The sequence below is a fragment of the Desulfovibrio sp. JY genome (assembly GCA_021730285.1).
Lineage (GTDB): Bacteria > Desulfobacterota > Desulfovibrionia > Desulfovibrionales > Desulfovibrionaceae > Solidesulfovibrio.
In genome coordinates this window covers 3,444,459-3,469,677 of record CP082962.1, presented here as the reverse complement: position 1 = coordinate 3,469,677, position 25,219 = coordinate 3,444,459, and the positions used below count along the sequence as shown (strand labels likewise).

The following is a 25,219-nucleotide window of genomic DNA, read 5'->3' as shown; positions in this document are numbered from 1 at the left end:
GGAGAGAACATCCATGTCCGTCGACGCCGACAGAAAGCCTAAATTCCGTACCCTGGCCATTGCACTCGGAGTTGTCTTCCTTGTGGCCTTCGCGCTCGGCTATCTGCTTCGCGGTTCCGGCCGGTCGCCGACGACGCCCCCGACGCCAACGGACGCGGTGCCCGCAACGACGCCTGCCGCCGGACACGACCATGGCGAAGGCACGGGGCAAAAGGCCGTGGAATGGACCTGCGTCATGCATCCTTGGATACGCCTGCCCAAGCCCGGCAAGTGCCCTATCTGCGGCATGGACCTTGTGCCGGCCCACAAATCCGAAACCGGTTCGGGCGTTGCCGCCAGCCTGCGCCAAGTGACGCTGAGTCCGAGCGCCCTGGCCCTGGCCCAGGTGGAGACGGTCCCGGTCAGGCGTCTTGGCGTGGACGTGGACACACGGCTTTTCGGCAAGGTGGCTTACGACGAATCCACCATGGCCACCATTACCGCCTGGGTACCCGGCCGGCTGGACAAGCTCTATGTGGACCAGACCGGCGTGACCGTGGCCAAGGGCCAGAAGATGGCGGAGATCTACAGCCCGGAACTTTTGGCCGCCCAAAGCGAACTGGTAGAGGCCGGCAAGGCCTCGGCCCGGTTCGGATCGAGCGACAACGCTGCCATTCGCGAGGCGGCGGCCGCCACCGAACGGGCCGCCCGGGAGAAGTTGCGCCTGCTCGGCCTGTCCCCGGCCCAGATCGCGGCCGCTGTTTCGCGCGGTGCGCCCATGGACCATGTGCTGCTCACCGCGCCCGTGGGTGGCGTGGTCGTGCGCAAGGACGTGGTGGAAGGGGCTTACGTCGCTACTGGGGCGCGGCTTTTCTCCATCGCCGACCTGCGCACGGTCTGGGTGGAACTCGACGCCTATGAAAAGGACCTGCCCTGGGTGCATGTGGGCGATGTGGCCCGGTTCGAGGCCGAGGCCCTGCCGGGGCGGGTCTTCACCGGTAAGGTGGTCTTCATCGATCCATTCCTCAACAACACGACCCGCACCGTGCGGGTACGCCTGGAAGTCCCCAATCCCGATGGCGCGCTCAAGCCCGGCATGCTGGTCCACGGCCTGCAGCAGACTCCGGCGGCGCGTGGACAACAGCCCCTGGTCATTCCCGAATCCGCGCCCCTGGTCACGGGCAAGCGGGCGGTAGTCTACGTGGCCGACCCCGGCAAGGAGGGCGTCTTTACCGGCCGGGAGGTCGTGCTCGGCCCCCGGGCCGGAGCCTATTACGTGGTGCAAAACGGCCTGCCGGAAGGCGAGCGGGTGGTGACCCGGGGAAGTTTCATGATCGACAGCGCGGCCCAGATTGAGGCCAAGCCGAGCATGATGAATCCCGAAGGCGGCGCGGCCGGCGGCATGCAACCGGCGCAGGGCGAGGCTAAGGCGGCTGCGACCGTTGTGCCGGCCTTCCTGGAGCAACTTGCGCCCGTGGGCGCGGCCTACGACGCACTGGGCAAGGCGACGGCCTCCGGCGATCTGGCCAAGGCCAAGGAGGCCTTCGGCGACTTCAAGCAGGCCGTGTTGGAGGTCGACCCGCGTTCTCTCACCGGTCCTGCTGCCGGCATGTGGTCGGAGCTGTCCATGCTGCTCGGCAACGATGCCGTGGTCGGGGGAGAGTCTGTCTCCCTGGACGAAGTCAAGCGCCGTCTGGCGGAACTGGCCGCCGACTGGAAACGGACCATGGACATGTTCCCCTTGCCCATGACGCATGGCGCTACCAAGGCGTCGGGGACGACACAGGAAAACGTGTCGTCGACCGGAACCCCTCCGCCGCCCCTCCCGGCAGCCGCGCCCCAAGCGCCGAAAGCCGTGATCGAGGCCCCACCGGCCTTCCGTAAGGCGTTCGACACGGTCATGGCCGCCTACACGAAGCTGCAACTGGCCCTGGCCCGAAATGATCTGGTCAAATCACGGGCGGCGGTCCAGGAGTTGGGCAAGGCCGTGCCGGCCGTGCCCATGGAAGCCCTGTCCGGAGACGCCCATAAGGCCTGGATGGCGGACAAGACCGATATCGACGCGGGCCTGGCCGAGATGGCCAAGGCAAAGGACCTGGAAGGCGTCCGCAAGGGCTTCAAGCCGTTCTCCAAGGGGCTGACCCAGGCCCTGGCTCATTTGGGCGCGGCCAAGGGACCGTACTTCGAAATCTATTGCCCCATGGCCTTCGACGGCCAGGGCGCGACCTGGATTTCCCCGGACAAGACCGTGAAGAACCCCTACCTCGGGCCGGAAATGGGCGATTGCGGCGAGGTCAAAGGGCAGATCGCCCCGGGAAAGTAGGCCATGACCACGACGCCCATGCCGCCTCGTCCGGACGACCGTCCCGGCCTCATGGAACGGATCATTCGTCTTTGTCTGCATAACCGGCTGCCGGTGCTGCTCTTCGTCGTCCTCGTTGTGGCCTGGGGCGCTATGGTGGCCCCGTTTGACTGGGATCTGCTCGGCGTGCCGCGCAATCCGGTGCCCGTGGACGCCATTCCGGACATCGGCGAAAACCAGCAGATCGTCTTCACCCAATGGTCGGGGCGTTCCCCCCAGGACGTGGAGGACCAGATCACCTACCCGCTGACCGTGGCCCTGCTCGGCATCCCGGGCGTCAAGACCGTGCGCAGCTTCTCCATGTTCGGCTTTTCCAGCATCTACGTCATCTTCCAGGATTCCGTGGAGTTCTACTGGTCGCGCTCGCGGCTGCTGGAAAAACTCTCCAGCCTGCCGCCCGGCACCCTGCCCACGGGCGTCACCCCCATGCTCGGACCGGACGCCACGGCCTTGGGCCAGATCTTCTGGTACACCCTGGAAGGCCGGGACAAGGACGGCAATCCCGCCGGGGGCTGGGACCCGGCCGAGCTGCGCTCCATCCAGGACTGGTACGTGCGCTACGCCCTGGCCTCGGCCGAAGGGGTGAGCGAGGCGGCCTCGGTTGGCGGCTACGTCAAGGAGTACCAGGTGGACGTGGACCCCGACGCGTTGCGCGCCGCCGGGGTGAGCCTGGAGGCCGTGCTCGGGGCGGTGCGCATGTCCAACCTCGACGTCGGGGCGCGCACCATCGAACGCAACGGCGCGGAATACGTGATCCGGGGCATCGGCTTTTTAAAGGGCGTAAAAGACCTGGAAAATTCCGTCGTCACCGCTCGCGACAACAAGCCCATCCGCCTGCGGGACGTGGCCCATGTCCACGAGGGGCCGGCCCTGCGCCGGGGAGCGCTGGACAAGGGCGGCAGCGAGGCCGTCGGCGGCGTGGCGGTGGTGCGTTACGGGGCCAATCCGCTCACCACCATCAAGAACGTCAAGGAGAAGATCGCGGAGATCACCCCGGGCCTGCCGTCCAAGGTCCTGCCCGACGGCCGGGTCAGCAAGGTGACCATCGTGCCGTTTTACGACCGCACCGGGCTTATCCACGAGACACTTGGCACCTTGAACAGCGCCCTGGTGGAAGAGACCCTGGTGGCGGTCATCGTGGTGGTGGTCTCGGTCATGCACCTGGCCAGTTCCCTGGTCATCTCCTCGCTGCTTCCCCTGGCCATCCTCATGACCTTCATCGCCATGAAGCTGACCGGGGTCGACGCCAACATCGTGGCCCTTTCCGGCATCGCCATCGCCATCGGCGTCATGGTCGACGTCGGCATCATCGTTTGCGAGAACATCCTCAAGCATTTCGACGAAGCCCCGCCCGGGGCCGACAAGCTGGACCTGGTTGCGCGGGCTGCCGCCGAGGTCGGCGGGGCGGTGCTGACGGCCGTGTCCATGACCATCATCAGCTTCTTGCCGGTCTTTTCCATGCAAGGGGCCGAGGGCAAGCTCTTCAAGCCCCTGGCCTTCACCAAGACCTACGCCCTGCTCGCCTCCATCGTGGTGGCCGTGACCGTGCTGCCGGTGCTGGCCCATGTTCTGTTCCGGCATGCCAGGCCGGCCGGCAAACGGCCGCTGGCCCGGCGTCTGGCCTGGCCGGCCGTTTTCGCCGCCGTGGGGCTGGCCGCGCTCGTCGTCGTCAAATGGTGGGTGGGGTTGCTCTTTTTCTACCTGGCCGCACGTCTCGTCCTGGAAGACCGCCTGCCGCGCCTGGGCAAGGTCCTGCGCATTCTGGACAACGCCATCGTCGTGCTGGCCGTGACCACGGTCCTGGCCGAACACTGGCTGCCGCTGGGACCTGAAAAGGGAACCTTCCTCAATGTGCTTTTCACCGCCGGGGTGATCCTTGGCATCATGCTGTGCTTCCAGGCCTTCCAGCACGTTTATCCGCTGCTTTTGGCCGTTTTTTTGCACCACAAGCGGACCTTCCTCCTGCTGCCGGCCGCCGTGGTCATTCTGGGAGCCGTCACCTGGATGGGCTTCCCCACGGTGTTCGGCTGGCTGCCCGAGCCGCTCCGGCTCTCGGGGCCGGGCGCGGCCCTGGCCCGGATTTTCCCGGGGCTCGGCAAGGAATTCATGCCGCCCTTGGACGAAGGGGCGTTCCTGTACATGCCGACCACCATGCCCCATGCCGCCCTGTCCGAGGTCGAGACCATGCTGGCCATGCAGGATAAATCCATCCTGGCCCTGCCGGAAGTGGAAATGGCCGTGGGCAAGCTCGGCCGGGCCGAAACGCCCCTGGACCCGGCGCCCATCTCCATGATCGAGACGGTCATCAATTATAAGCCCGAATACCTGGAGGACGCCTCGGGCAACCGACTCCAGTTCAAGTTCGACCCCGATCGGGTGGATTATTTTCGTAGCGTGGAGGGCCGTCCCCAGTCCGGGCCGGACGGCCTGCCGTATCTCGTCCACGGCACCTTCGTGCGCGACGCGGCCGGGAAACTCATCCCGGAAGAAGGCGGCAGGCCGTTTCGCCTCTGGCGGCCGGCCCTCGACCCGCAGCTCAATCCCAACCGCAAGGCTTGGCCGGGCGTCAAGACGCCAAACGACATCTGGGAGGCCATCGTCGCCGCCGCCCGCGTCCCCGGCATGACCTCGGCTCCCAAGCTCCAGCCCATCGCCGCCCGCCTGGTCATGCTCCAGTCCGGCATGCGCGCCCCCATGGGCATCAAGATCCACGGCCCCAACCTCGAAGCCATCGAGGGCGTGGGCCTGCAGATCGAACGCCTGCTCAAGCAGGTGCCCTCCGTGGCCGCCGACGCGGTCATCGCCGACCGCATCGTGGGCAAGCCCTACCTGGAGATCGTCATCGACCGCGATGCCATCTCCCGCTACGGCATCATGATCGGTCAGGTACAAGACGTCATCCAGACGGCCATCGGCGGCATGCCCCTGACCTCCACCGTGGAAGGGCGGGAACGCTATCCGGTGCGGGTGCGCTACATGCGGGAGCTTCGCGACGATTTCCCGGACCTGAAAAAAATCCTGGTCTCCGCTCCGGGCGGCCAGGAGATCCCCCTCGAGCAACTTGCCTCGATCCGCTACGTGCGCGGCCCCCAGGTGATCAAAAGCGAGGACACGTTCCTGACCGGTTATGTGCTCTTCGACAAGAAACCCGGTTTCGCCGAGGTGGACGTGGTGGAGCAGGCCAAGGCCTACCTCGATCACATGCGCCAGACCGGCGAGTTGAATCTTCCCTCCGGCGTGTCTTACGTGTTCGCCGGTAATTACGAAAACCAGATTCGGGCCCAGAAACGCCTCTCCATCGTTCTGCCTTTGTCGCTCGCCGTCATCTTCCTCATCCTCTATTTCCAGTTCCGCTCCACACGCACGGCTTTGTTCGTCTTTTCGGGCATCCTGGTGGCCTGGTCGGGCGGTTTTCTCATGATCTGGTTCTACGGTCAGGACTGGTTCCTCAATTTCCATGTGTTCGGCACGTCCATGCGGGAACTCTTCCAGGTGCGCCCCATCAACCTCAGTGTCGCCATCTGGGTGGGATTCCTGGCGCTTTTCGGCATCGCCGCCGACGATGGCGTGCTCATGGCCACCTACCTGGACCAGAGCCTGACCGGACACCGGCACGAATCCGTGGCCGAGGTGCGCCTGGCCGTGCTGGAAGGGGCCAAACGACGCATTCGGCCGGCGCTTATGACCGCAGCCACCACCATCCTGGCGTTGCTGCCGATTCTCACCTCCCGGGGACGGGGCGCGGACATCATGGTGCCCATGGCCATTCCGTCTTTTGGCGGCATGACCATCGCCATCCTGTCCGTGTTCATCGTTCCCATCCTTTATTGCTGGGTGGAGGAGCGCAACCTCAAAAAGCGGAGCCCTCCCCGAGCTGAAACCAACGGGGCAGACGAGGAAGATTGAAGCCATGCGCGCAAAAATAATCACCCTTGCCTTGCTGGTGGCCGTCATTACGGCTCTGCACTACGGCACGGCCGGAGGCCATCCCGCCGTGCACCTGCTGCATCGCGAACTCTATTTCATCCCCATTCTGCTGGCCGGCTTCTGGTTCGGTCTGCGTGTGGCCCTGGCCACCTCTTTGTGCATCACGCTGTTGTACCTGCCGCCCATCCTGGCCGGCAAAATGGTCCACGACACGCCGTACACGGTGGTGGCCCAGCTTCTCATGTTCAACGTGGTGGCTTTGATGGTGGGCTGGGTGGAGGACCGACGGGCCAGGGAGCAGGAACGAAAGCTCGCGGCCGAGAAGATGGCCTTGCTCGGGCGGGCCGCCTCGGCCATCGGCCTGGAGGTGCAGGACGTGGCCGCTTCCCTGCGCCGGCTCTCCCGCACGGAGAACTGTTTCGCGACACCTGAGCCTCGAGCCGATATCCTGGGTGAAATCGACCGGTTGGATCATCTGCTCTATGCCCTGATGCGCTTTGTGCCAACGACCCAACTTTCCCCCATCTCCCTCGACCTGGGCGAACTGGCGGAAAAAAGCGTGGCCCGGCTTCAGGAGACGGCGCGCAAGGCCGGCGTCGGGCTGACGGCTGCCACGGGGCCATCGGGATGCCGCACCCGCGCCGTGTCCGAGGATTTTGGCGGGATCCTTGACGCCCTGGTGAAAAACGCCATCGAGGCCTCGTCCTCCGGGGGCAGCGTGACCATCGACGTTTCCCACCAGGGGCAGATGTGCCGACTCACAGTGCGCGACAACGGACGCGGCATCCCGCCGGAACATTTGACGAAGATATTCCTGCCTTTTTTTAGCACGAAGCCGGGCGGCCACGGCCTGACCCTGGCCTCGACAAAGAAGTTCCTCAAGGACATCGGAGGGGACATCGCGGTGGAGAGCAAACTTGGCCAAGGAGCCGCCTTCCATCTGCATATCCCCAGGGAACGGGCGGGGGACGAGCCTCTGGAAGGCTTTGACGCCGCTGCCCGCAAATAGCGCATCACGTTGCAACGCAAAGGAGACCATCCCATGAAGGAAATCATGAAAGCGCTCGTGCCGGCCCTGGCCCTGGGCCTTCTGGCCGTGGCCCCGCTGGCTCACGCCCAGAATACGGCCAAGCCCGACGCCCACTTCAAGTACATGGACAAGAACAAGGATGGCGTCCTGACCAAGGACGAATACAAAATGATGGGGCCCGACGCCGACAAACAGTTCGACGAGGCTGACACCAATCATGACGGCAAACTCAGTCCCGAAGAGTGGAAGGCCTACGAGGCCAAGGGAAAGACAGGCATGAAGATGTGAGAAAAGGAAGCTAGCTAACAGTCACGTTAATACTATTTGATCACGCGGGAAGTGTCTTGGCGGTTTGGCGGAAGCGATCACAGAAGAGCGCATGGAGCTCGATGAACGCCTCATGGCGTGTTTACATCACCTAGTAGACAACAGGAGAAGGCTTACATAACTGTATCTATGACAATCATGTGGTCTTATGCCCTGCCAGAACAAGCAATTGAAGTTGGCTATGTTGGCTGATATGAATGAGCCAGCCATGCCTGTGTAGGTTGCCAACGTATGCAGCGAGCCAAGACTTCCCGCGTGACGAAAATACGAGAAACGCTCGCCTGCGTGAAACGGGTACGGCCTGTAGGAGAGGACCGCTGCGCAGACGCATAGCACGGCACTGGGGTCTTTCCCGGCCAAACCAACTGGGGGGGGGTATGGGAGAAAAATCTATTTTCCCACCGGACCTTGTCCACCCAGTGGCCCCTGTGCTGCTTTGTGCAAGCAGCGAGCATAATTTTTCGATATATCTATCCGAAGTGCAGGCTCTTGCATTTGTACTACATAGTTCATTCTACGAAATTTGCAGCATTTTTATTTTTTGCAAGCCGGATGCTACATCTTAACAACAAGAGCAGTGATATTATCATTTCCGCCGTGCTTGAGCGCAGCGGCAATCAACATTGAAACACACTTTTTCGATGTATCGCCCAAACGAAGGATCGATAAGATTTCTTTTTCAGGGACATACCTATGAAGACCGTCACTGCTAAGCAGAATACAATCTCCTTGAATAGCTTCAAAAATGCCGTGGTCCGGCGAGCATTCCGAGCACCCGACGCACTGATCGAGAACATTGCGAAAGGGGTGTTTTGCGACCTGCTCCGGTGTCATGGTGCCTTCATCGAGAAATGTCTGAAGGAAGCTATGATCGGTTGTAATCTGCTTGAGCATATTGTTGCGCAACAGATAAAGGCGGCTGTCACCGACATGCGCCCAATACACTTTACCATCCGCAACAACGGCGCTCGTAACCGTCGCTCCCATTCCTTCCAACGCTGGATTCGCGACAACCAACCGAACGATTGCGGCATCGGCCTCCTTGAGAACTGACGCCAGACTGACATCTATGGGCTCAGGCAGGCTGCTTTGTTGCTTGAGGATATCCACGGCGACTTGGGCTGCCTTGTCCCCGCTCGCCTCGCCACCCATGCCGTCGGCCACGGCCGCCAGCAGCCCCCCACTTTGCAGATGCATCACGAGATAACGGTCTTCATTCCGCTTCCGCGTGAGGCCTATATCGGTCGCAGCAAAAACTTCCACGCCATCTCCCTGATTGACCGTTCAATCGTGCCAACGCGGTGTCACGGCCGTACGAAAACCAACATCGGCAAACGCCTCCCAGGGCTGGCGTCTGTAATGCGTCTCCGGCACATTTGTTTCCTGTTCCAAGCCGACGATATGGTACTCAAGATCACCCGCTTGCCCGGTGACAGTGACCCACTCTCGTACATTTTGCCCCAGTCCACGCACGCCTAATGTATCAGGCTGCAAATCCCCCACCGGGAACAACGTTCTTTTTGCTGCATCGGTGGTCGGTGCAATCCGCCTTGCGACAGGATTCGCTGTGCCGCCCGAAGAAGCTCCGGCAATCCTGTCTCCTTCTTTTTTTGCATATTCCCATTGCGATTTTTTCGGCAATGTACGCCCATAAAACCGGGCATACGCTGCCGCGCCAAAGGCGGTGACACGAACGACAGGATTCGAGGCGGCTGTTGGAGACATAACAAAGTTACCATCATGGTACATGATCGGCTCGTAACCTTCCAACACTTCTCCAAGAAGAAGCCATATTTCACCGTCATGCATAACAGCGCCATCTTGCACGCTGATATTTTGGACTTTGCGCAAAAATTCGACAAATTGATGGTTGGTGACCTGGGTTTCTCCTATATAGAACGGAGCTGGAGCACTCGTTCCCGGAATAAGGCGCAGATTCGCCTCGTCCAGTCCCAGGAGAATTTTCGGAAGCGGTTTTCCCTTTTTAAATATCGGAGGTTCTTGTTGGACAGTCATTCCTTGCGTCCCGGGAATCGACTTCATGGAAACGAAGGCAGGTGACGGCCCCTCATTCGACGGCTGCATCGCCGCGAAATGATACCAAAGTCCGGCCCCCAGGCAGAGAAGGAGTAGAACCGTCGCCCCAATCCAGATCCGTACGCCTGTTCTTCTTGGAAGCTCCTGTCCTTGCTCGCCGATAAGCTCCCGCAAACTTGCACGCAAAACTTTGACCGATGGGGTTCGTATATTCTTGTCTTTCGCCGTGGCTTGCTGGATCAGTCTATCCAGATGCTTCATGAATGGCGTCTGTGGAGAAGGCAGGGACGCTGTCTTGAACGGTGGGCTGTTATCCCGGTTCAGTTTACCGATGACGGCTTCATAAAGGATCTTCCCGAGGGCGTAGACGTCGGCCCGTGCATCGGTCATGGCCAAATCCATGAACTGTTCCTCGGGCATGTAAGGCATGGTACCGAGGATATGATGCGTCCGGGTGATATCGTCCGCGAAATTTCCTCCGGCCAAGCCAAAATCGGCGATTTTGGGAACTTCATCGTCCAGGAGCACATTGGTCGGCTTGAGGTCCCGATGAATGATACCTGCGGCGTGAATGGCTTCTACCCCGTCCAAAACTGAGATGAAATACTGCCTGATCCAGTGCTTGATGCGGTTTTCATCGTCGCCAAACCCCTCTTCGGGCATGGTCAGCTTGAGCGTCGAGCCCGGAACGTATTCCATGGCGATATAATCGAGCGGGTTTCCGTCGATAATCACATGATCGAAATCGAAAACTTGAAGCACGTTGGCATGGCGAAGCCGGGCCATGACTTTGACCTCGCGCCGAAAGCGATCCAATTCAGCCTTTAATTCCTCCTCATTGCCCTCCAGACTTTCTAGAAACGCTCTGGACATAATTTTAAGTGCAACCTTGCGATCCAAATTGACTTGGTTCGCCAAGTAGACTTCGCCTTTTCCGCCTGTGGCGATGTGGCCAAGGATTTCCCATTTACCGTTTATCACGGTATGTTCTTCGAGGAGCGGATCCTTCTTCAATTCCTCAACTTCGTACTCATGTGACATGGTCGCACCTTACGCATTGCAATAATCGTGAGGAGGTCTCCACTGGTGGCATGTTGTTCGGTTTATCGGTTAATGGACGAGTTCTTCGGTTCACGCAAGCGATACAACAGCACGTGGCCAAAGGTCTTAGTCCTCGATGTCTTTACGAAGTCTTTCATACTCCTCTTTACTGAGTTCTCCCCTGGCATAGCGCTTTTTCAGGATGTCCACAGGGGTCTCGGTATTGCCATTCTTTCCCCGTACCAAGAGGTAAATGACAAGGATGGCCACAATGAGAAGAACAATCATTGTCAATCCTCCAAACGACCCCGACATCATGTTCCAGCCGCCATACCCGCCCCCACCTGGCATGCTTCCGAACTGGGCAGTGGGGAGATGCCCTGATAAAAGCTCTGTAATTTCATTCATTAACAGTCTCCTTGACTTTATGATCGTCCCTGTGGCGCGCCGCATTCGTCATTCAAAACGCCTCCTTTACATCTGGTCGGCGATCCTCTTTTCTCATGGGCAAGATCACGCGGACGCCGTAGCGCTGTCGCCTGCGGCGCAGGGCGCCATGGGCTTTCCATCGGCAACGGACTCGTCTCTTCCACGTCATCCCAGGAAAAGACCTGCTCGGGCTGAGGTCAAAATTTCAGGCTTCGTAGACGCAGGGCATTGGCCAACACCGACACCGAACTCACACTCATAGCCGCAGCCGCGATCATAGGACTGAGCAGGATTCCCAGGCTCGGGAAGAGGACACCCGCAGCCAAAGGAACTCCCAGCGCGTTGTAAACGAAAGCGAAAAACAGGTTTTGACGGATATTGCGCATGGTGGCCTGGCTTAAGTGTCTGGCCCGGACGATGCCGCGCAAATCGCCCTTGACCAGGGTTACCCCAGCGCTCTCCATGGCCACGTCCGTGCCCGTGCCCATGGCGATGCCCACATGGGCCGCCGCCAAGGCCGGGGCATCGTTTATGCCATCGCCGGCCATGGCCACCATGTGCCCCTGGGCCATGAGCTCCCGGACTTTGTCGGCCTTTTGCCCGGGAAGCACCCCGGCCAGGACGTCCTTGATCCCGAGCTGATTCGCCACTGCCTTGGCCGTTGCCTGGGTGTCGCCCGTGAGCATGAATACGCGCACCCCCGCTATGGTTAAGTCCCGCACGGCCTCGGCCGACGTCGTCTTGACGGGATCGGCCACACCCAAAAGCCCGACCAGTTCCTTGTCCGCCACCAAATAGACCACAGTGCGGCCTTGGGTACGCAAGTATTCCGCTTTTCCTTCCAGACTGGAGGCGTCCACACCTAATTCCGCGAGCAGGGCCTGGTTGCCCAGGGCCACCCGCTTGTCCTCGACCACCCCGGTCACGCCCATCCCGATCCGATACTCCCAGTCCCGCATCTCGGCCAGGGTCACGCCACGCTCTTTGGCCCCGGCGAGCACGGCCTCGGCGAGCGGGTGTTCGCTGCCGCGCTCCAAGCTGGCGGCAAAACGAAGCAGATCCGCTTCCTCCCGATTCCCGGTCGGGATAACTTCCGTCAGCCTGGGTTTGCCCTCGGTCAGGGTTCCGGTTTTATCCACCACCAGAACATCGACTTTTCGCAGGGTTTCGATGGCGGTTGCGTCTCGGAAAAGCACCCCCAGGCTGGCCCCCTTGCCCGTGGCCACCATGATGGACACCGGCGTGGCCAGGCCCAGGGCGCAGGGACAGGCGATGATGAGCACGGACACCGCCGCCACCAGGGCATGGGACAACCTGGGGTCCGGGCCCCAAAGCATCCAGGCGACAAACGCCAGTACGGCCACGCCGATGACCGTGGGCACGAAATAGCCGGACACGGCATCGGCCAGGTTCTGGATCGGCGCCCGGCTGCGCTGGGCCTCGGAGACCATGGCAACGATCCGAGCCAGCAGCGTTTCCGATCCAACCTTGCGGGCCTCCATGACCAGGCTGCCGGTGCCGTTGACCGTGGCCCCCACCAGTGCATCCCCGGGGGCCTTGGCCACGGGAACAGGTTCGCCGGTGATCATGGACTCGTCCACCTGGCTCTTGCCTTCGAGAACGACCCCATCCACCGGCACCTTTTCCCCGGGCCGGACCCGCAGCTGGTCGCCCGCAGCCACCATCTCCAGAAGGACCTCCTCTTCGGAGCCGTCCGAGCCAATGCGCCGGGCCGTGGCCGGGGCCAGTTCAAGCAGAGCGCGCATTGCCGAACCCGTGCGACGCCGGGCGCGAAGCTCCAGGACTTGCCCCATGAGCACCAGGGCCACGATGACCGTCCCGGCCTCGAAATACACCTCCACCAGACCATTCACGCGCATGGAGGGGGGAAAGACCTCAGGAAAGAACAGGGCCACCAGGCTGTAGCCGTACGCCGCCGTCACCCCCAGACTGATCAGGGTAAACATGTTGAGGTTGCGACGGAGGAGAGAATCCCAAGCCCGTTGGTAGAAGGGCCAGCCGGCCCAGAGGATGGCCGGCGTGGCCAGGACCAGTTCCAACCATTGCTGGACCCGTGGCGACAGCAGCCTGTCAATGGGGCGCCCCGGCAGCATGTTGCCCATGGCCAGTGCCAGGACCGGAACGGCCAGGATGGCCGCCACCACGAATCGACGCGCCATGTCGTGGTATTCCGGGTCGGGCTCTTCCGCGGAGACAGGCTGGACCGGCTCCAAAGCCATACCGCATTTGGGGCAGGTCCCAGGGCCGGACTGGCGCACTTCCGGGTGCATGGGGCACGTGTATTCGAGAGTCGTTCCTCCACTCCTGGGAGGCACTGTATGGCCGTAGCCGTCATGAGGGGTCGCAGGCATGTCCGCCTCCTTGGCCTACCGCTTCCCTGGGGATGTCCAGAAAAGCGAAAAGTTTTTTATATAACACCCCCTTTGCCTGACGCGGTCAAGCTTGACCCGTAAGCGCTCAATAAGGCGCATCTTGTCAGGGCAATCGGAAGACGGCAGAAGTTAAGGCAGGGATAATCAGGCTATTGGGATCGATATACTGTGGCAGAAGGGCCTTGCGCTGGGCGTCGGAAGTTGCCGTAGGCAAGAGCTCGAAGAGGTGACGCAGATAACGGTACGGCTCCAGGTCGCTGGCCTTGGTGGTCTTGATGAGGGAGTACAGGGTGGCCGAGGCGTCGGCCCTGCGTGGGTGGCCTGAGAAGAGCCAGTTCTTGCGACCCACGGCAAAGGGGCGGATAGCGTTTTCTGCCAGGTTGTTGTCCGGGCGCAGCCGACCGTCCTCCAGTGAGGTGGGCCAAATTTTTTGGTCCCCGTTCCTTTCTCAGTCTTCCCCAAAATTCCCTATTATCCTTTAATCCATGGTAGTTGAAAAATAGTCAACCCGCATAGAACCTAGCATTGTTGGGGAAATAAGCAAGGTTACTGCGGCTCATATCCGCAGTGTCGGGGGTTCAATTCCCTCCCTCCGCTACCAGACAACAACGCGGCTCAAGGCACCCCCTTGGGCCGCTTTTTCTTTTGCGGGCCGAAAAGGTTTGGCCCGACGCCCCCGTTTCCGGAGTTCAAAAACACGCCGCCCCGTGCTATCGTCTCCACGACCGGCCTGGCCGTATCCGTTGCCACGACGCGGTCGAAGGCCCAAAACGACGACAACAAGGAGACTTCATGAACCCGTTGCGACTGCTGCTCATTGCGGCCTTGACGATGTTGCCGATCATGGCGGGCTGCGCGCCCAAATCGAGCGACGGCATGGATTTCGCCAAGGGCTTCGGCGTGGATGTCGGCTTCAAGGCGGTGGACATGTGCCAGAACGTTTCGCCCGAGATGCGCATCCACGGCGTTCCGCCCAAGACCAAGAAGCTCAATGTGAAGGTGCTGGACTTCGATTTCGGGACGGAAATCTTCAACCAGGATTTCGGGTTCCAGACCACCGACAGGGGCCTGTACATCAACGGAGCCCAGGCCATGGTCCCCAAGGGGTCGCTCTACGGCCCGAACCAGATGCCCTGCCCCAAGGAGATGCCGAAAAAGATGCAGGTCAAGGTGACGGCCCTCGACGCGAAGGACCGCGAACTGGCGGGCGTCTCGGTGACCCGCGACGTCAAGCCCGCTCCCTGAATACGGCCCGGAACGCGGCCGACCATCGCGACGCCGGTTGCAATCCGGCCTGCGCCATGATCCGGGGACGGCTGTGGCCCTTCCAGCCTGAAAGACGGGGATTGAGCCACACTTGCCATAGCTTTTTTGCTCCCCGACAAAAAAAGGCCCGGAGGCAAACCTCCGGGCCTTTTCCGTCTGTAACGATGAGCGCCTCAGGCATCGACCAGGCGCGCCGCCCTGCTACTCCACGTAGCCCGGGGGCAGGGATTGCCAGCCCTTGCCTTCCTTGCCCAGGGCATAGCCCATGTCGAAGGTCTTGCGCATGGCCGCAGGGTCGAAGGGCTCCTTGTTGGGGCTGTCGAAATTTTCCGGAATGACGATGTAATCAAGCGTCATACCGTCACGCTTGGTCAGCAGATAGCTGTAGGCAAGCGAGCCCTTGGCCTGGGACTTGATCAACGTGGAAATGGAACGCAACGCGATGGGGGCAAGGCGCGGCCGTACGGATTCGCTGACCGGGCCGAGCTTGTTGTTGACGATGATGCAGACATGCTTGTGCAGCGCATCGTAGGCCGCCATGGCATGGGTATCCTCCGCGATCTCCTTGGGCAGCAGATACGCGTCGTAGACGATGAACTGCGAAATCACCCCGCCGTCCACGTGCATTTCGTCGAAGGTTTCGCCGTTTTTCTCCACCGGGATATACACCGGCGGGAAGGCCACCGGAATGGAAGCCGAGGCGATCAGGACCTTGTGGATCAACTCGAGGGCATTGGGATTGCCCGAGGAGGCGATGGCCCCGATATCCCAGACCACGTTGCGCTGGGCGTCCAGGTTGGTAGTGGCGATGAAAAGCCGGCGGCCCCGGGCATGTTCCCGGGCCAGTTCGGCCATCATTTCCGGCGTGACAGCGGTTTCGACCAATTTCTTGAGCGGTCCGGTATCCGCCACCGAATCACCCCGGATGATGTCCCAGATGCTTTTGAGAAAGAAAATATCCTTGGTTTGGATATTGGTATACAGCTTGCGCAAAACCGAGTCGTATTTTTTGCCCAAAAAGGCGAACGGCGCGGACAAAGCTCCCGTGGAGACGCCCGTCACCACACGAAATTCGGGCCGGTCCCCCTTGTCCGTCCAGCCGCACAACACACCCGCGCCAAAAGCGCCGTCCGCACCACCGCCGGACAGGGCCAGCAGGTACAAATCCTTTTCCGGGCCAAGGTTGTTGGCCTTGCGCCAGGCGGCGTATTGGCGCGCCCCCGTAATGAGGCTTTTCTGGAGCATGGGCGAAAGCGCATCCCCCCAATCCCGCACGTTGCGCATGCCCATGACGGACAATTCCTGGGCATTGGGGTCGATAAGCGGATGCCGTTTCCGCGCCGCACCGCAACCGGCCAGGGAAACCATGCAGACGAAAACCAAAAACCAGCCGACGATGCGCTTGACCATGAATCCTCCGTTATAGGTTCCCCTCCGTACATGAGAAGGTTCGCCGAGGCAACCGAAGGCACAACAATACAACGCCCCCTGTCACAACGCGATAACAGAGTCCGTCTCGCCAAGCGCCTGATGCCGTATTATCCCATTTTCACCGGCGGTAGCCGGTCGGGTCGTGATTGCGCCATGTGACGGCGTTGTAACAGTCCGTGCACGCTCTAGCCCCATCGTCGCATGCCAGCGGCGTAAAGAACCACAACCGGCCCTTTCGACCTTTTTTCTTGCCGCAAAGGAGTATACGATGCCCCAGCGGACGGCTGGCAAAAACTCGCGAAACACGTCGCCGGCATGGCGGCCGTCGGGGAGGCCCATGTGGAACAGGGACAACGGGAAGCGGAAATCGCCACCATCGCCACGCACCTCGGCAGCCTCAAACTCGCGGCCGGTTTCACCGCCGAGGAAGTCCGGCTCCTTGCCGCCTACCTTCAGGAAAGCGCCTTTCCGGCCGGCACGGTCGTTATTCAGGAAGGCCGCAAGGCCAATTCCCTGGCCTTCATGGAAGAGGGCGTGGTGACCATCCAGAAAGAGGATACCGGCGCGCCCGAACGGCACATCATCGACCTGAGCCGTGACGCCGTCATCGGGGAGATCGCCTTTTTCGACAACGAGCCGCGTTCGGCCACGGTGGTGGCCAAGACCGACGTGCGCCTCCTGGTCCTGACCCGCGAGCAGTTCGACGCCCTGGCCGCCGAACAGCCGCAACTGGCCATCAAGGTCCTTTTCGCCGTGGGCCAGGTCCTCAGCCGCCGCCTGCGCCAGGTGACGGGGCGCTTCGTGGGTTTGCTGGCCTAGGAAAAGGGGAAACTGCAAGAGGGGCAACGCCCCTTTTCAAAGGCTTCCCCTCTCGCAGCATCTTCCGGATTCCTTTCCCGAACGAACGCCCGCTAGGCCGCGATGGCTTCCTTGCCGGATTCCAGGCCCGAAACCACGGTCTCCAGGCTCCGCGCCTGTCCGCCCAGTTCGGCCACGGCCTTGGCCGAGGCGGCCATGGCCTCCAGGGTATCGATGGCGATGCGGTTGATCTCCTCCGTGGCCCGGCGAATCTCCTCGGATGTGGCGGACTGCTCCTCGGCGGCGGTGGCCATGGAGCGGATCTGGTCGGACGTTTTGACCACGATGCCCACGATCTCCTGCAACATTTCACCTGAATCGTTGGCTTTTTTCGTACCGTCCTGAATGGCGAGGCTGGTCTGTTCGGTCTTTTCGATGTTCTTGCGCGTGCTTTGCTGCATGGTGGTGATAAACCCGGCCACATCCTTGGTGGCGGTCATGGTTTTTTCGGCCAGCTTCCGCACCTCGTCGGCCACCACGGCGAACCCCCGGCCGGCGTCCCCGGCCCGGGCCGCCTCGATGGCGGCATTGAGCGCCAGCAGATTGGTCTGGTCGGCGATGTCGGCGATGACGCCCATGATCTTGCCGATGCCCTCGGCCTGCCCGCCAAGCTCGTCCATGTCCCGCCGCAGTTCGTCGGCAAGCCGGTTGACGTTGCGGATGGCCTCCACCACACCGGCCACCATCCCGGCCCCGGTCTCCGCCTTTTCCTTGGCCGCTTCGGCCAGGGAATCGGCGACGGCGGCGTTTTGCGCCACTTCCGTCACGGCTTCGGCCATGGCGTCCATGGCCGAGGCGGTCTCGCCGATGCGGTCCTTTTGCTGCATGGCGCCGCTTTCGACCATGTTCACACGCTGGGTCAGATCCTCGATTTCCCGAGCCAGGCTGTCGGCGATGGCCTGGGCTTCCCGGGCCGTTTCGCGCATGCGGTTGGACTGGGCCTGCATGGCGGCCTCGCCCCGACGCAGTTCGGTGAAGTCCAGGTACACGCAAAGCGAGCCCATCAATTGGCCGTTGATGGTGTTGTAAAGCGGGGACGCGTCAATAAGGACATTGCGCGCATTTCCTTTGCGAGAGGTCATCACGACTTCCTTGCGGATGTTTTTGTTCTCGGCCATGGCGGTGGCGAGTACGGTCTTGCGCGAGGAATCCCCGTAAAAAAAGCCGGCCACGTTTTCCCCGTAATGCTGCTGCGGAGTGCCGGATTGCTCGATCAGCATCATGAGGCTGTCGTTGGTAAGCTGCAGCTTTTCCTCGGTGTCCACCACGACGTAGGGCGTTGCGATGCCGCGCACGATGCCCTGGTAATACCCAAGCGAGGTTTCCAGATAACAGACCATCTCCTGCAAGGACGCGGCGATCTGGGCGAACTCTCGGGGCAGGCCCGAGATCGGCTTGGTGCTGAAATCCCCGCCTCCGATGGTCTTGGCGTAATCGATAATGGCCGCCGCGCCCCGGCCAAGGCCGCGAATCAAAAAGACGATCAGCGCCATGAGCAGGATCACCGAAACAATGGCCATGCCCAGGAACATATGAAAAACGGAGGTTTCTCCGGCCTCGATGGCCTTGAGGTTGTCCGCCGCGACACGTTGCTGCACGCTGACGAGGGAAAGCACCGTATTCTTTATGGCCCGCCACAAGGGCGTTTCCTCGGTGTTGAGCATGGTCACGGCTTTCTTCACATCGCCGGCGGTGGCCATTTCCATCAATTGCAGCTTGAGGTCGTGACTCTTGTTCCATTGCGGTTCAATACCGGAGAGTTGTCGGGCCATGTCCCCACGGGCCAGTGAAGCGGCCGCCGCGAGGGCTTTGCGGAACTTTTTGTCGGCAGCGGCGAAATTATCTTTGGCCTTTTGATCGTTGGGATTGAGAATCACATTGCGGGTGGCCTGTTCCGTTTGCAGCCCCTGGGCATAAACATCCTGGAGATGAAAGAGCAACGGGCTGTCAACATTCCCGATTTTTTCCAAATAACCGAACATCCTTCCTTGCTGCAAATAGAGAAGAAAGATGGTGAGCGCTGCACCTATGACGCTTGCTATACCCAGTGTCATTAACAACCATTTTATACTCATTCGCCGCATGATAATCTCCAGTGCAAAAGTGAAACGCCTTTCGTGTTAAAGAGTCTCCCCGGGGTTGCCCCGACAGAGACATTTTTTTCAAAAGCGTGACTATTCTATTTTTCACATAGCTGAATAGCAAGCAAAAGATGTCATTCTCGTCATAAAGATCACTTTTTTGCGAAAATTGTCACAAGTAAAGTGTAATCCACGATAAGCTAGTGCATCATTTTGTGATAAAAGTAACAATCACTAACCGTATCATTGCCCGGGCGCAACAGCGGCAAGCGATTCTCCGCTTTCCTTCTTGCGAGGATATTGGCCTGGCGACACTGGCGGAGCATTCGGCTGGAAAAAGACGGGCATCATGACCAAGGAGCCGCCGCGAAGCGCGCTTCTGCCCAAGCCTTGGACCACGTGTCGCGCGAAAGGGGGTAGGCAGGATGGTCGAAGCCCGTATTCCAGATGGGTTCGACGCGCGTCTGCGGGGGCTCGGACTGAAAAAACGCTTCCCGAAACCGGCGGCACACGGTAAGCCAAAAGGCATGCGGTTCGGGCCTGTTCGTCGGGATATCGTCGCAACAGCGTCTTTTCGTCACTCTCATGCGCCGCGTCGCTCTCTGCCCTGTCGACGCGAGGAGGCTCGTTATGCGCCCCACCATCTTGGCGTTCCTTGTCATTTTTGGCCTTGTCGCCGGCTGCACCCGTGCCCCCTATTCCAAGCCGGGCGTGGAGCAGGCCACGGTGGAAAACGATTATTCCGATTGCTTCAGCAAGGCGTCGCTTGAGGTCAACACGCCGCCCTTTCCGGACAGCCCCATCGGGCAGCGCAAGCAGGACACCGAGGCTTGCATGAAGGAGCGCGGCTACCAAGGCCATCTCCAGATGTTTTAGCCGAAGTGCCCCTTGCCTTTCGGCCGCAATGCGTTACAATATAATTTCGACGGGGGCGCCCTGGTTTCGACGGGGATAGTGAAGCCCTGGTTGCAGGTCGAGGTGCCGCGAGGCCTCGTAAAACACGCGGCAACTGGTTAACTGCCAACGATTACGATTACGCTCTGGCTGCTTAATGACAGTCAGCGTCCCCTCAGCTGACGCCTGATACGCTGAACCGGGACGCCAACCCCCATCAGGCTGGCGCAAACCTTCGTCCGTTGAGGGGCGCGCGAGACAACAGACGGACTGGCCGAAGGCGGCCCGGCCGGAAGGCCTGCCCGAGGCGAGATTGTTTTTCGGTCTAAGCCTGTAGACGCTAGGAGCGGAGCATTCTCGGACGGGGGTTCGATTCCCCCCGCCTCCACCACCAACTTTTCCACGCACCCTGTGCAAACAAGCCCCTGGACCCGACGGCCCGGGGGCTTGTTTTTTGCGGTGTTGCGGCGCGCACGCGCCGGGACACCGCATTGGACTCTCCCGTTATTCCCGGCCTCCCCGGAAGGCCGCCCCCCCCCTCGCTTGCGGAAATAGTTGTTGTAAAAAAAAACCGCGTTGGCTTATAGTGGCAAAAACCATGAACGCTCTTGAGGGGATATGCAACGCGACAGACCCACCGACACGCCCCCGGAACAACATGGCCGGCAGGCAGGCAGCGACGCCCCTGAGCTCGGCCGGCGGGAAAACTCCCCCGGGGTCCCTCGTTTCGAGGACATCTTTTCCCTGGAAGATATCCAGCGCATCCAGGACGCCTTTGCCGCCGCCGCCGATGTCGCCTCCCTCATCACCACTCCCGACGGCCGTCCCCTGACCAAGCCAAGCAATTTCACAACCTTTTGCCGTGATTGCATCCGCAGCACGCCCAAAGGGCGCGCCAACTGCACCCGCTCGGACGTCACCCTCGGTCAGGCCTGCCTCCATGGCCCGGCTGTGGCCAATTGCCTAAGCGGCGGGCTGCTCGACGGGGCAACCCCCATCTATTTCGGCCAGCGCCATATCGCCACCTGGCTGATCGGCCAAGTGGCCGACGAATCCTTCGATGCCGCGGCCGCCATGGCCTACGCCCGGGAAATCGGCGCCGACGAGGACGCCTTCCGCCAGGCACTACAAAAGGTGCCCCACATGTCCCGGGAACGGTTCACCAAGGTCTGTACGGCCCTGCACCGCTTTGCCGAACATCTCTCCACCCTGGCGCTGACCAACCACCAGCAGTCGCTTTTCATCGACGATCTGCGCCAGGCCCAGGCGGGGCTCAAAATCCGCGACCGTAACCTGGCCGACATCATCGAGTTCCTCCCCGACCCGACCATGGTCGTCGATGCGCAGGGTTCCGTGATTTTCTGGAACAAGGCCATGGAAAAGCTCACCGGCATCTCGGCCGTGGACATGCTCGGCAAATCGCATTTCGAATACGGGACGCCTTTTTACGGAACCCCGACGCCCCTTTTGATCGACTATGCCCGGGGCGCCGTGGGCCAGCCGGACGCACGCTACGCCGTGGCGGACTTGGGCGTGGATTCCATCATCGCGGAGGTCGCCGTGGCGGCCCTGCCCCGGGGGCCCCGCCATATCTGGGCCAAGGCCGTGGCCCTTCGCGACGAGACGGGCAGGATCACCGGCGGCATCGAAGTCATCCGGGACATTACGGACAAGCAGCGGGCCAATCTGGCCTTGCGGGAGAGCGAGGAGAAATTCCGCCGCATCGTGGAAACCGCCAACGAAGGGGTCTGGGTGCTCGATGCCGACCACAAGACGGCCTTCGTCAACCGTCGCATGGCCGCCATGCTCGGCTGCGCGCCGGAAGAAATGCCCGGCCGCCCGATGGATCCCTACCTGACGGGAAAATCCCTGGTCACTGTCCGGGAGCATCTGGAAAAACTGCGCCAGGGACAAAGCCCGGTGTTCGAACACGAGCTCCGGACCGTTACGGATGCATCGCTCTGGGTCATGGTGTCGGCAAGTCCCCTCTACGACGCCTCGGGCAACTACATCGGCGCGCTCGGCATGTTCACGGACATCACGGCCAGAAAAAAAATCGAGGAGGAGTTGGCCGAAAGCCGTCAGCGCCTCGAGGCCCAAGTGGAGGAACGCACCCGCGACCTGCGCCTGCAAGCACTGGAACTGGCCGAGGCCAACATACGCCTCAGCGAACTCGACCGCCTCAAGTCGGCCTTCTTGTCCACGGTGTCCCACGAACTGCGCACCCCCCTGACCTCCATCCTGGGCTTCGCCAAGTTGATAGGGCGCGATTTCAACGAGCAGTTCCTGCCTCTGGCCGAAGGCACCCCGGCCTTGCAAGCTAGGGGCCGGCGCATCGCCGCCAACCTGGGCGTGGTCTACGGCGAGGCCGAGCGCCTCACGCGCCTGATCAACGACGTCCTGGACCTCAACCGCATCGAGTCCGGCAACATGCTCTGGCGCGACACGCGCTTCAACCCCATGGAAGTGCTCGGGACAACAGCCCGCAATATCAAAGGCCTCCTGGCCCAGCGGCCGGAACTCTCCTTTGTCCTCGAGGCGGATGAGGATGTCCCGGAAGTCTGCATGGACCCGGACCAGCTGATTCAGGTCGCAACCAACTTGCTGCAAAACGCGGTGAAATTCACCCGGGAAGGCACGGTGTGCATGACGGTCCGGCGCGAAGGCGAGTCGCTTTTGCTCGCCATCGCCGATTCCGGGATCGGGATTCCGGCCGAGGAACTGGAAGCCATTTTCGGCAAGTTCCATCAGGTCGGCCGCGGCGACACCATGCGGGAAACGACCAAAGGAACGGGGCTTGGCCTGGCCATCTGCCGGCAGATCGTGCACCATTACGGCGGCCGGATCTGGGCGGAGTCACAGCCCGGCCAGGGCAGCGTCTTTTACGTGCTCCTGCCCGGTTGCGACGCCGCCCGGCCCGAAGCGCCGGCCAAGATGGCGACCGCCTGACCCCGCCATCCCGGGGCCGCGGCCATACCGTTAAAACTCCAGATGCCGCCAGGTGCGGGCAAAGGCCATGACGTCGCGGATGTTGCCGATGCCGGTGACGAGCATGACCAGCCGCTCGAAGCCCAGCCCAAAACCGGCATGGGGCACGGTACCGAAACGACGCGTGTCCAGGTACCACCAGTAGCTCTCCATGGGCAGCGACAACTCGCGGATGCGCTCGGTCAGCACGTCCAGGCGCTCCTCGCGGGCGCTGCCGCCGATAATCTCGCCGATACCCGGAACCAGCACGTCCATGGCCGCGACCGTTTGGCCGTCGTCATTTTGGCGCATGTAAAACGCCTTGATCTCCTTGGGATAGTCGTAGACCACCACCGGCCGCTTGAAATGCTTCTCGGTCAGGTACCGCTCGTGCTCGCTTTGCAGATCGCAGCCGAACCCGACCGGAAACTGGAACTTGGCCTCCGCCCTGGACAAAATATCCACGGCCTCGGCGTAGGGCAGGCGCACGAAAGGCTTCTCGAGGATCGCCCCCAGCGTTTCGGGCAGGGACGGGTCCACGTATTTGGCGAACAGCCCGAAATCCTCGGCACAGTCGTTTACAGCCACCCCGACCAGATGCTTGAGCAGGGCCTCGCCCAGGTCCATGTCATCGTCCAGGTCGGCAAAGGCCATCTCAGGCTCGAGCATCCAGAATTCGGCGGCATGGCGCGAGGTGTCGGAGTGCTCGGCCCGAAAGGTGGGGCCAAAGGTGTAGACTTGCCCCAGGGCCAGGGCGAGCGGTTCGGCCGAAAGCTGACCCGAAACGGTGAGGTAGGCGTCCTTGCCGAAAAAATCCCGGCTGGCCCGTTCCCCGGACGGCAGGCAGGCCTCGGCGTCGGAAAGCGCCGTGACCCGGAACATCTCGCCCGCGCCCTCGCAATCCGAACCGGTGATGATGGGCGTCTGGACCCAGGCGAAGCCGCGCGCGGCGAAAAAGGCGTGCACGGCCTGGCCCAGGGCCGAGCGCAGGCGCAGCATGGCCCCGTACTTGTTGGTGCGCGGTCGCAAATGGGCGATGGTGCGCAGGAATTCGTCGGAGTGGCGTTTTTTCTGGAGCGGATAGGCTTCGGGATCGGCCGCGCCGAGCAGTTCCAGGCCCGTTGCCCGCAGCTCGAAGCGCTGCCCCTTGCCGGGCGAGGGAACCAGCTCGCCGGTCACGGCCACCGCCGCGCCCGTGCCGAGATCCTTGAGGACGTCGGCGCCGTGCACGCCCGCATCCACGATCACTTGCAGGTTGGTCAAACAGGAACCGTCGTTTATTTCCAGGAACGAAAACCCCTTGGCGTCACGGCGGGTGCGCACCCAACCCATGACGCGGGCCTCGGCCCCGCTGCCGACGCCTTGCAGGGCCGCCTGGACGGTGGTGCGGCGCATGCTCATCGTTTTTCCCAGGTGAAGGTGAACGGACAGCGGCTTTCGCCCGAGGCGATGGTGCCGGGGCGGGTGAGCCGCAATCTGTCGCAGTAGCCGGCCACGAACGCGCCGTCGCGCAGGCAGGAGATGCGTGTGACCAGTTCCTCGGGCAGGCCCATCTCACGGTAGCTTTCGGCGTAGCGGCAGCGGGTCACGTCGAAGGAAAGGCTGTCCGGCTGGCGGCGCACGTTTTCGATGGCAAGCGCCCCGCCGGCCCGCCACATGTCGGTGACGGCCGCGAAATGCGTCAGGCTCGGCCCGCCCGGCGCTTTGGCGGCAAAATCCTGCCCCGCCTTGCGCGCCGCCCTCTCGATGGTTTCCTCGACCACGTCCAGGGCGGCGTCCTTGCCGATTTTATCCACCAGTACGGCATAGACATCGGCCAGCATGGCCGCCTCGATGCAACGTTGCGTGAGCATCGTCGTGACCGGGGCACTTCCCTCTTCCGGTTTCATTGCGGCAGACTCCTTTCGGGAACGCATGGCGCGTCTCCCGCCTGCGGGTCTTTTGCCACAAGGCGACAACCAACCACAACCGCCCTTCGCCCCTCCGTGCCCGGGCGGTTGCGCCCAACCCTGCGCCCGGCTATACATTGAGGCCGCGCGCTGCCTTGCGCGCTCCCGCCACACCGATTTCCACCCGAACACAAGGATGCCGTTCATGGGTTTTTTTTCGAAGATCAAGAAATTCTGGAAGACGGACGAGGAAACACAGACCGCCGCCCCGTCCCCGGAGGAAACCGACGCTCCCGCCGTCGCGCCCA

Annotated in this window: 16 protein-coding genes, 1 tRNA gene, 1 other RNA gene and 1 pseudogene; 10 read left to right on the top strand and 9 right to left on the bottom strand. The window is 61.7% G+C overall.

Going from position 1 to position 25,219, the window contains the following annotated elements:
• Nucleotides 1–13 precede the first annotated feature (13 nt).
• The 4 genes from K9F62_15445 to K9F62_15430 are packed head-to-tail and all read left to right on the top strand — an operon-like array spanning nucleotide 14 to nucleotide 7,586.
• Nucleotides 14–2,302 (top strand): efflux RND transporter periplasmic adaptor subunit, encoded by a 2,289-nt coding sequence (locus K9F62_15445; GenBank protein ID UJX40085.1) that lies wholly within the window; start codon nucleotides 14–16, stop codon nucleotides 2,300–2,302.
• A gap of 18 nt (nucleotides 2,303–2,320) precedes the next feature.
• Entirely contained in the window at nucleotides 2,321–6,247 is a 3,927-nt protein-coding gene (locus K9F62_15440) for an efflux RND transporter permease subunit (protein ID UJX43224.1), read from the top strand.
• A 4-nt stretch (nucleotides 6,248–6,251) separates the two neighbouring features.
• Complete coding sequence (locus tag K9F62_15435; protein UJX40084.1) at nucleotides 6,252–7,277, top strand: histidine kinase; 1,026 nt, start codon at nucleotides 6,252–6,254, stop codon at nucleotides 7,275–7,277.
• Between the two features lie 33 nt (nucleotides 7,278–7,310).
• On the top strand, nucleotides 7,311–7,586 hold the full coding sequence (locus K9F62_15430) for a calcium-binding protein (protein ID UJX40083.1): 276 nt from the start codon (nucleotides 7,311–7,313) through the stop codon (nucleotides 7,584–7,586).
• A gap of 594 nt (nucleotides 7,587–8,180) precedes the next feature.
• Here K9F62_15430 and K9F62_15425 read toward each other — a convergent pair.
• The 5 genes and pseudogenes from K9F62_15425 to K9F62_15405 form a co-directional block, all read right to left on the bottom strand.
• A complete protein-coding gene (locus K9F62_15425; protein ID UJX40082.1) occupies nucleotides 8,181–8,888 on the bottom strand; it encodes a protein phosphatase 2C domain-containing protein in 708 nt (235 codons plus the stop codon).
• A gap of 21 nt (nucleotides 8,889–8,909) precedes the next feature.
• On the bottom strand, nucleotides 8,910–10,703 hold the full coding sequence (locus tag K9F62_15420; GenBank protein UJX40081.1) for a protein kinase: 1,794 nt from the start codon (nucleotides 10,701–10,703) through the stop codon (nucleotides 8,910–8,912).
• A gap of 126 nt (nucleotides 10,704–10,829) precedes the next feature.
• Entirely contained in the window at nucleotides 10,830–11,111 is a 282-nt protein-coding gene (locus K9F62_15415; protein ID UJX40080.1) for an SHOCT domain-containing protein, read from the bottom strand.
• 218 nt (nucleotides 11,112–11,329) lie between these two features.
• Nucleotides 11,330–13,423, bottom strand: coding sequence for a copper-translocating P-type ATPase (locus K9F62_15410; protein UJX43223.1), 2,094 nt, complete (start codon nucleotides 13,421–13,423; stop codon nucleotides 11,330–11,332).
• A 205-nt stretch (nucleotides 13,424–13,628) separates the two neighbouring features.
• Nucleotides 13,629–13,937: pseudogene (locus tag K9F62_15405) on the bottom strand (transposase).
• Between the two features lie 118 nt (nucleotides 13,938–14,055).
• Here K9F62_15405 and K9F62_15400 point away from each other — a divergent pair.
• Together K9F62_15400 and K9F62_15395 are read left to right on the top strand one after the other, a co-directional pair.
• Nucleotides 14,056–14,122, top strand: a tRNA-Leu gene (locus K9F62_15400).
• A 195-nt stretch (nucleotides 14,123–14,317) separates the two neighbouring features.
• On the top strand, nucleotides 14,318–14,770 hold the full coding sequence (locus tag K9F62_15395) for a hypothetical protein (GenBank protein ID UJX40079.1): 453 nt from the start codon (nucleotides 14,318–14,320) through the stop codon (nucleotides 14,768–14,770).
• 222 nt (nucleotides 14,771–14,992) lie between these two features.
• On the opposite strand, the gene K9F62_15390 is transcribed toward K9F62_15395, so the two are convergent.
• A complete protein-coding gene (locus K9F62_15390) occupies nucleotides 14,993–16,201 on the bottom strand; it encodes a patatin-like phospholipase family protein (GenBank protein UJX40078.1) in 1,209 nt (402 codons plus the stop codon).
• 360 nt (nucleotides 16,202–16,561) lie between these two features.
• On the opposite strand from K9F62_15390, the gene K9F62_15385 reads away from it, so the two are divergent.
• Entirely contained in the window at nucleotides 16,562–17,041 is a 480-nt protein-coding gene (locus K9F62_15385; protein ID UJX40077.1) for a cyclic nucleotide-binding domain-containing protein, read from the top strand.
• Nucleotides 17,042–17,133: 92 nt separating this feature from the next.
• Here K9F62_15385 and K9F62_15380 read toward each other — a convergent pair whose 3' ends face one another.
• Entirely contained in the window at nucleotides 17,134–19,164 is a 2,031-nt protein-coding gene (locus K9F62_15380) for a methyl-accepting chemotaxis protein (GenBank protein UJX40076.1), read from the bottom strand.
• Nucleotides 19,165–19,791: 627 nt separating this feature from the next.
• Here K9F62_15380 and K9F62_15375 point away from each other — a divergent pair.
• The 3 genes from K9F62_15375 (at nucleotide 19,792) to K9F62_15365 (ending at nucleotide 23,004) form a co-directional block, all read left to right on the top strand.
• Nucleotides 19,792–20,037: a hypothetical protein gene (locus K9F62_15375; GenBank protein ID UJX40075.1), complete on the top strand. Its 246-nt coding sequence runs from the start codon at nucleotides 19,792–19,794 to the stop codon at nucleotides 20,035–20,037.
• Nucleotides 20,038–20,088: 51 nt separating this feature from the next.
• Nucleotides 20,089–20,446: a transfer-messenger RNA gene (ssrA, locus tag K9F62_15370) on the top strand.
• A 227-nt stretch (nucleotides 20,447–20,673) separates the two neighbouring features.
• Complete coding sequence (locus K9F62_15365) at nucleotides 20,674–23,004, top strand: PocR ligand-binding domain-containing protein (protein ID UJX40074.1); 2,331 nt, start codon at nucleotides 20,674–20,676, stop codon at nucleotides 23,002–23,004.
• Between the two features lie 30 nt (nucleotides 23,005–23,034).
• Here K9F62_15365 and asnS read toward each other — a convergent pair whose 3' ends face one another.
• On the bottom strand, nucleotides 23,035–24,423 hold the full coding sequence (asnS, locus tag K9F62_15360; protein UJX40073.1) for an asparagine--tRNA ligase: 1,389 nt from the start codon (nucleotides 24,421–24,423) through the stop codon (nucleotides 23,035–23,037).
• Entirely contained in the window at nucleotides 24,420–24,911 is a 492-nt protein-coding gene (locus K9F62_15355) for an L-2-amino-thiazoline-4-carboxylic acid hydrolase (protein UJX40072.1), read from the bottom strand. The genes asnS and K9F62_15355 overlap by 4 nt, the downstream gene beginning before the upstream one ends.
• Nucleotides 24,912–25,219 lie beyond the last annotated feature (308 nt).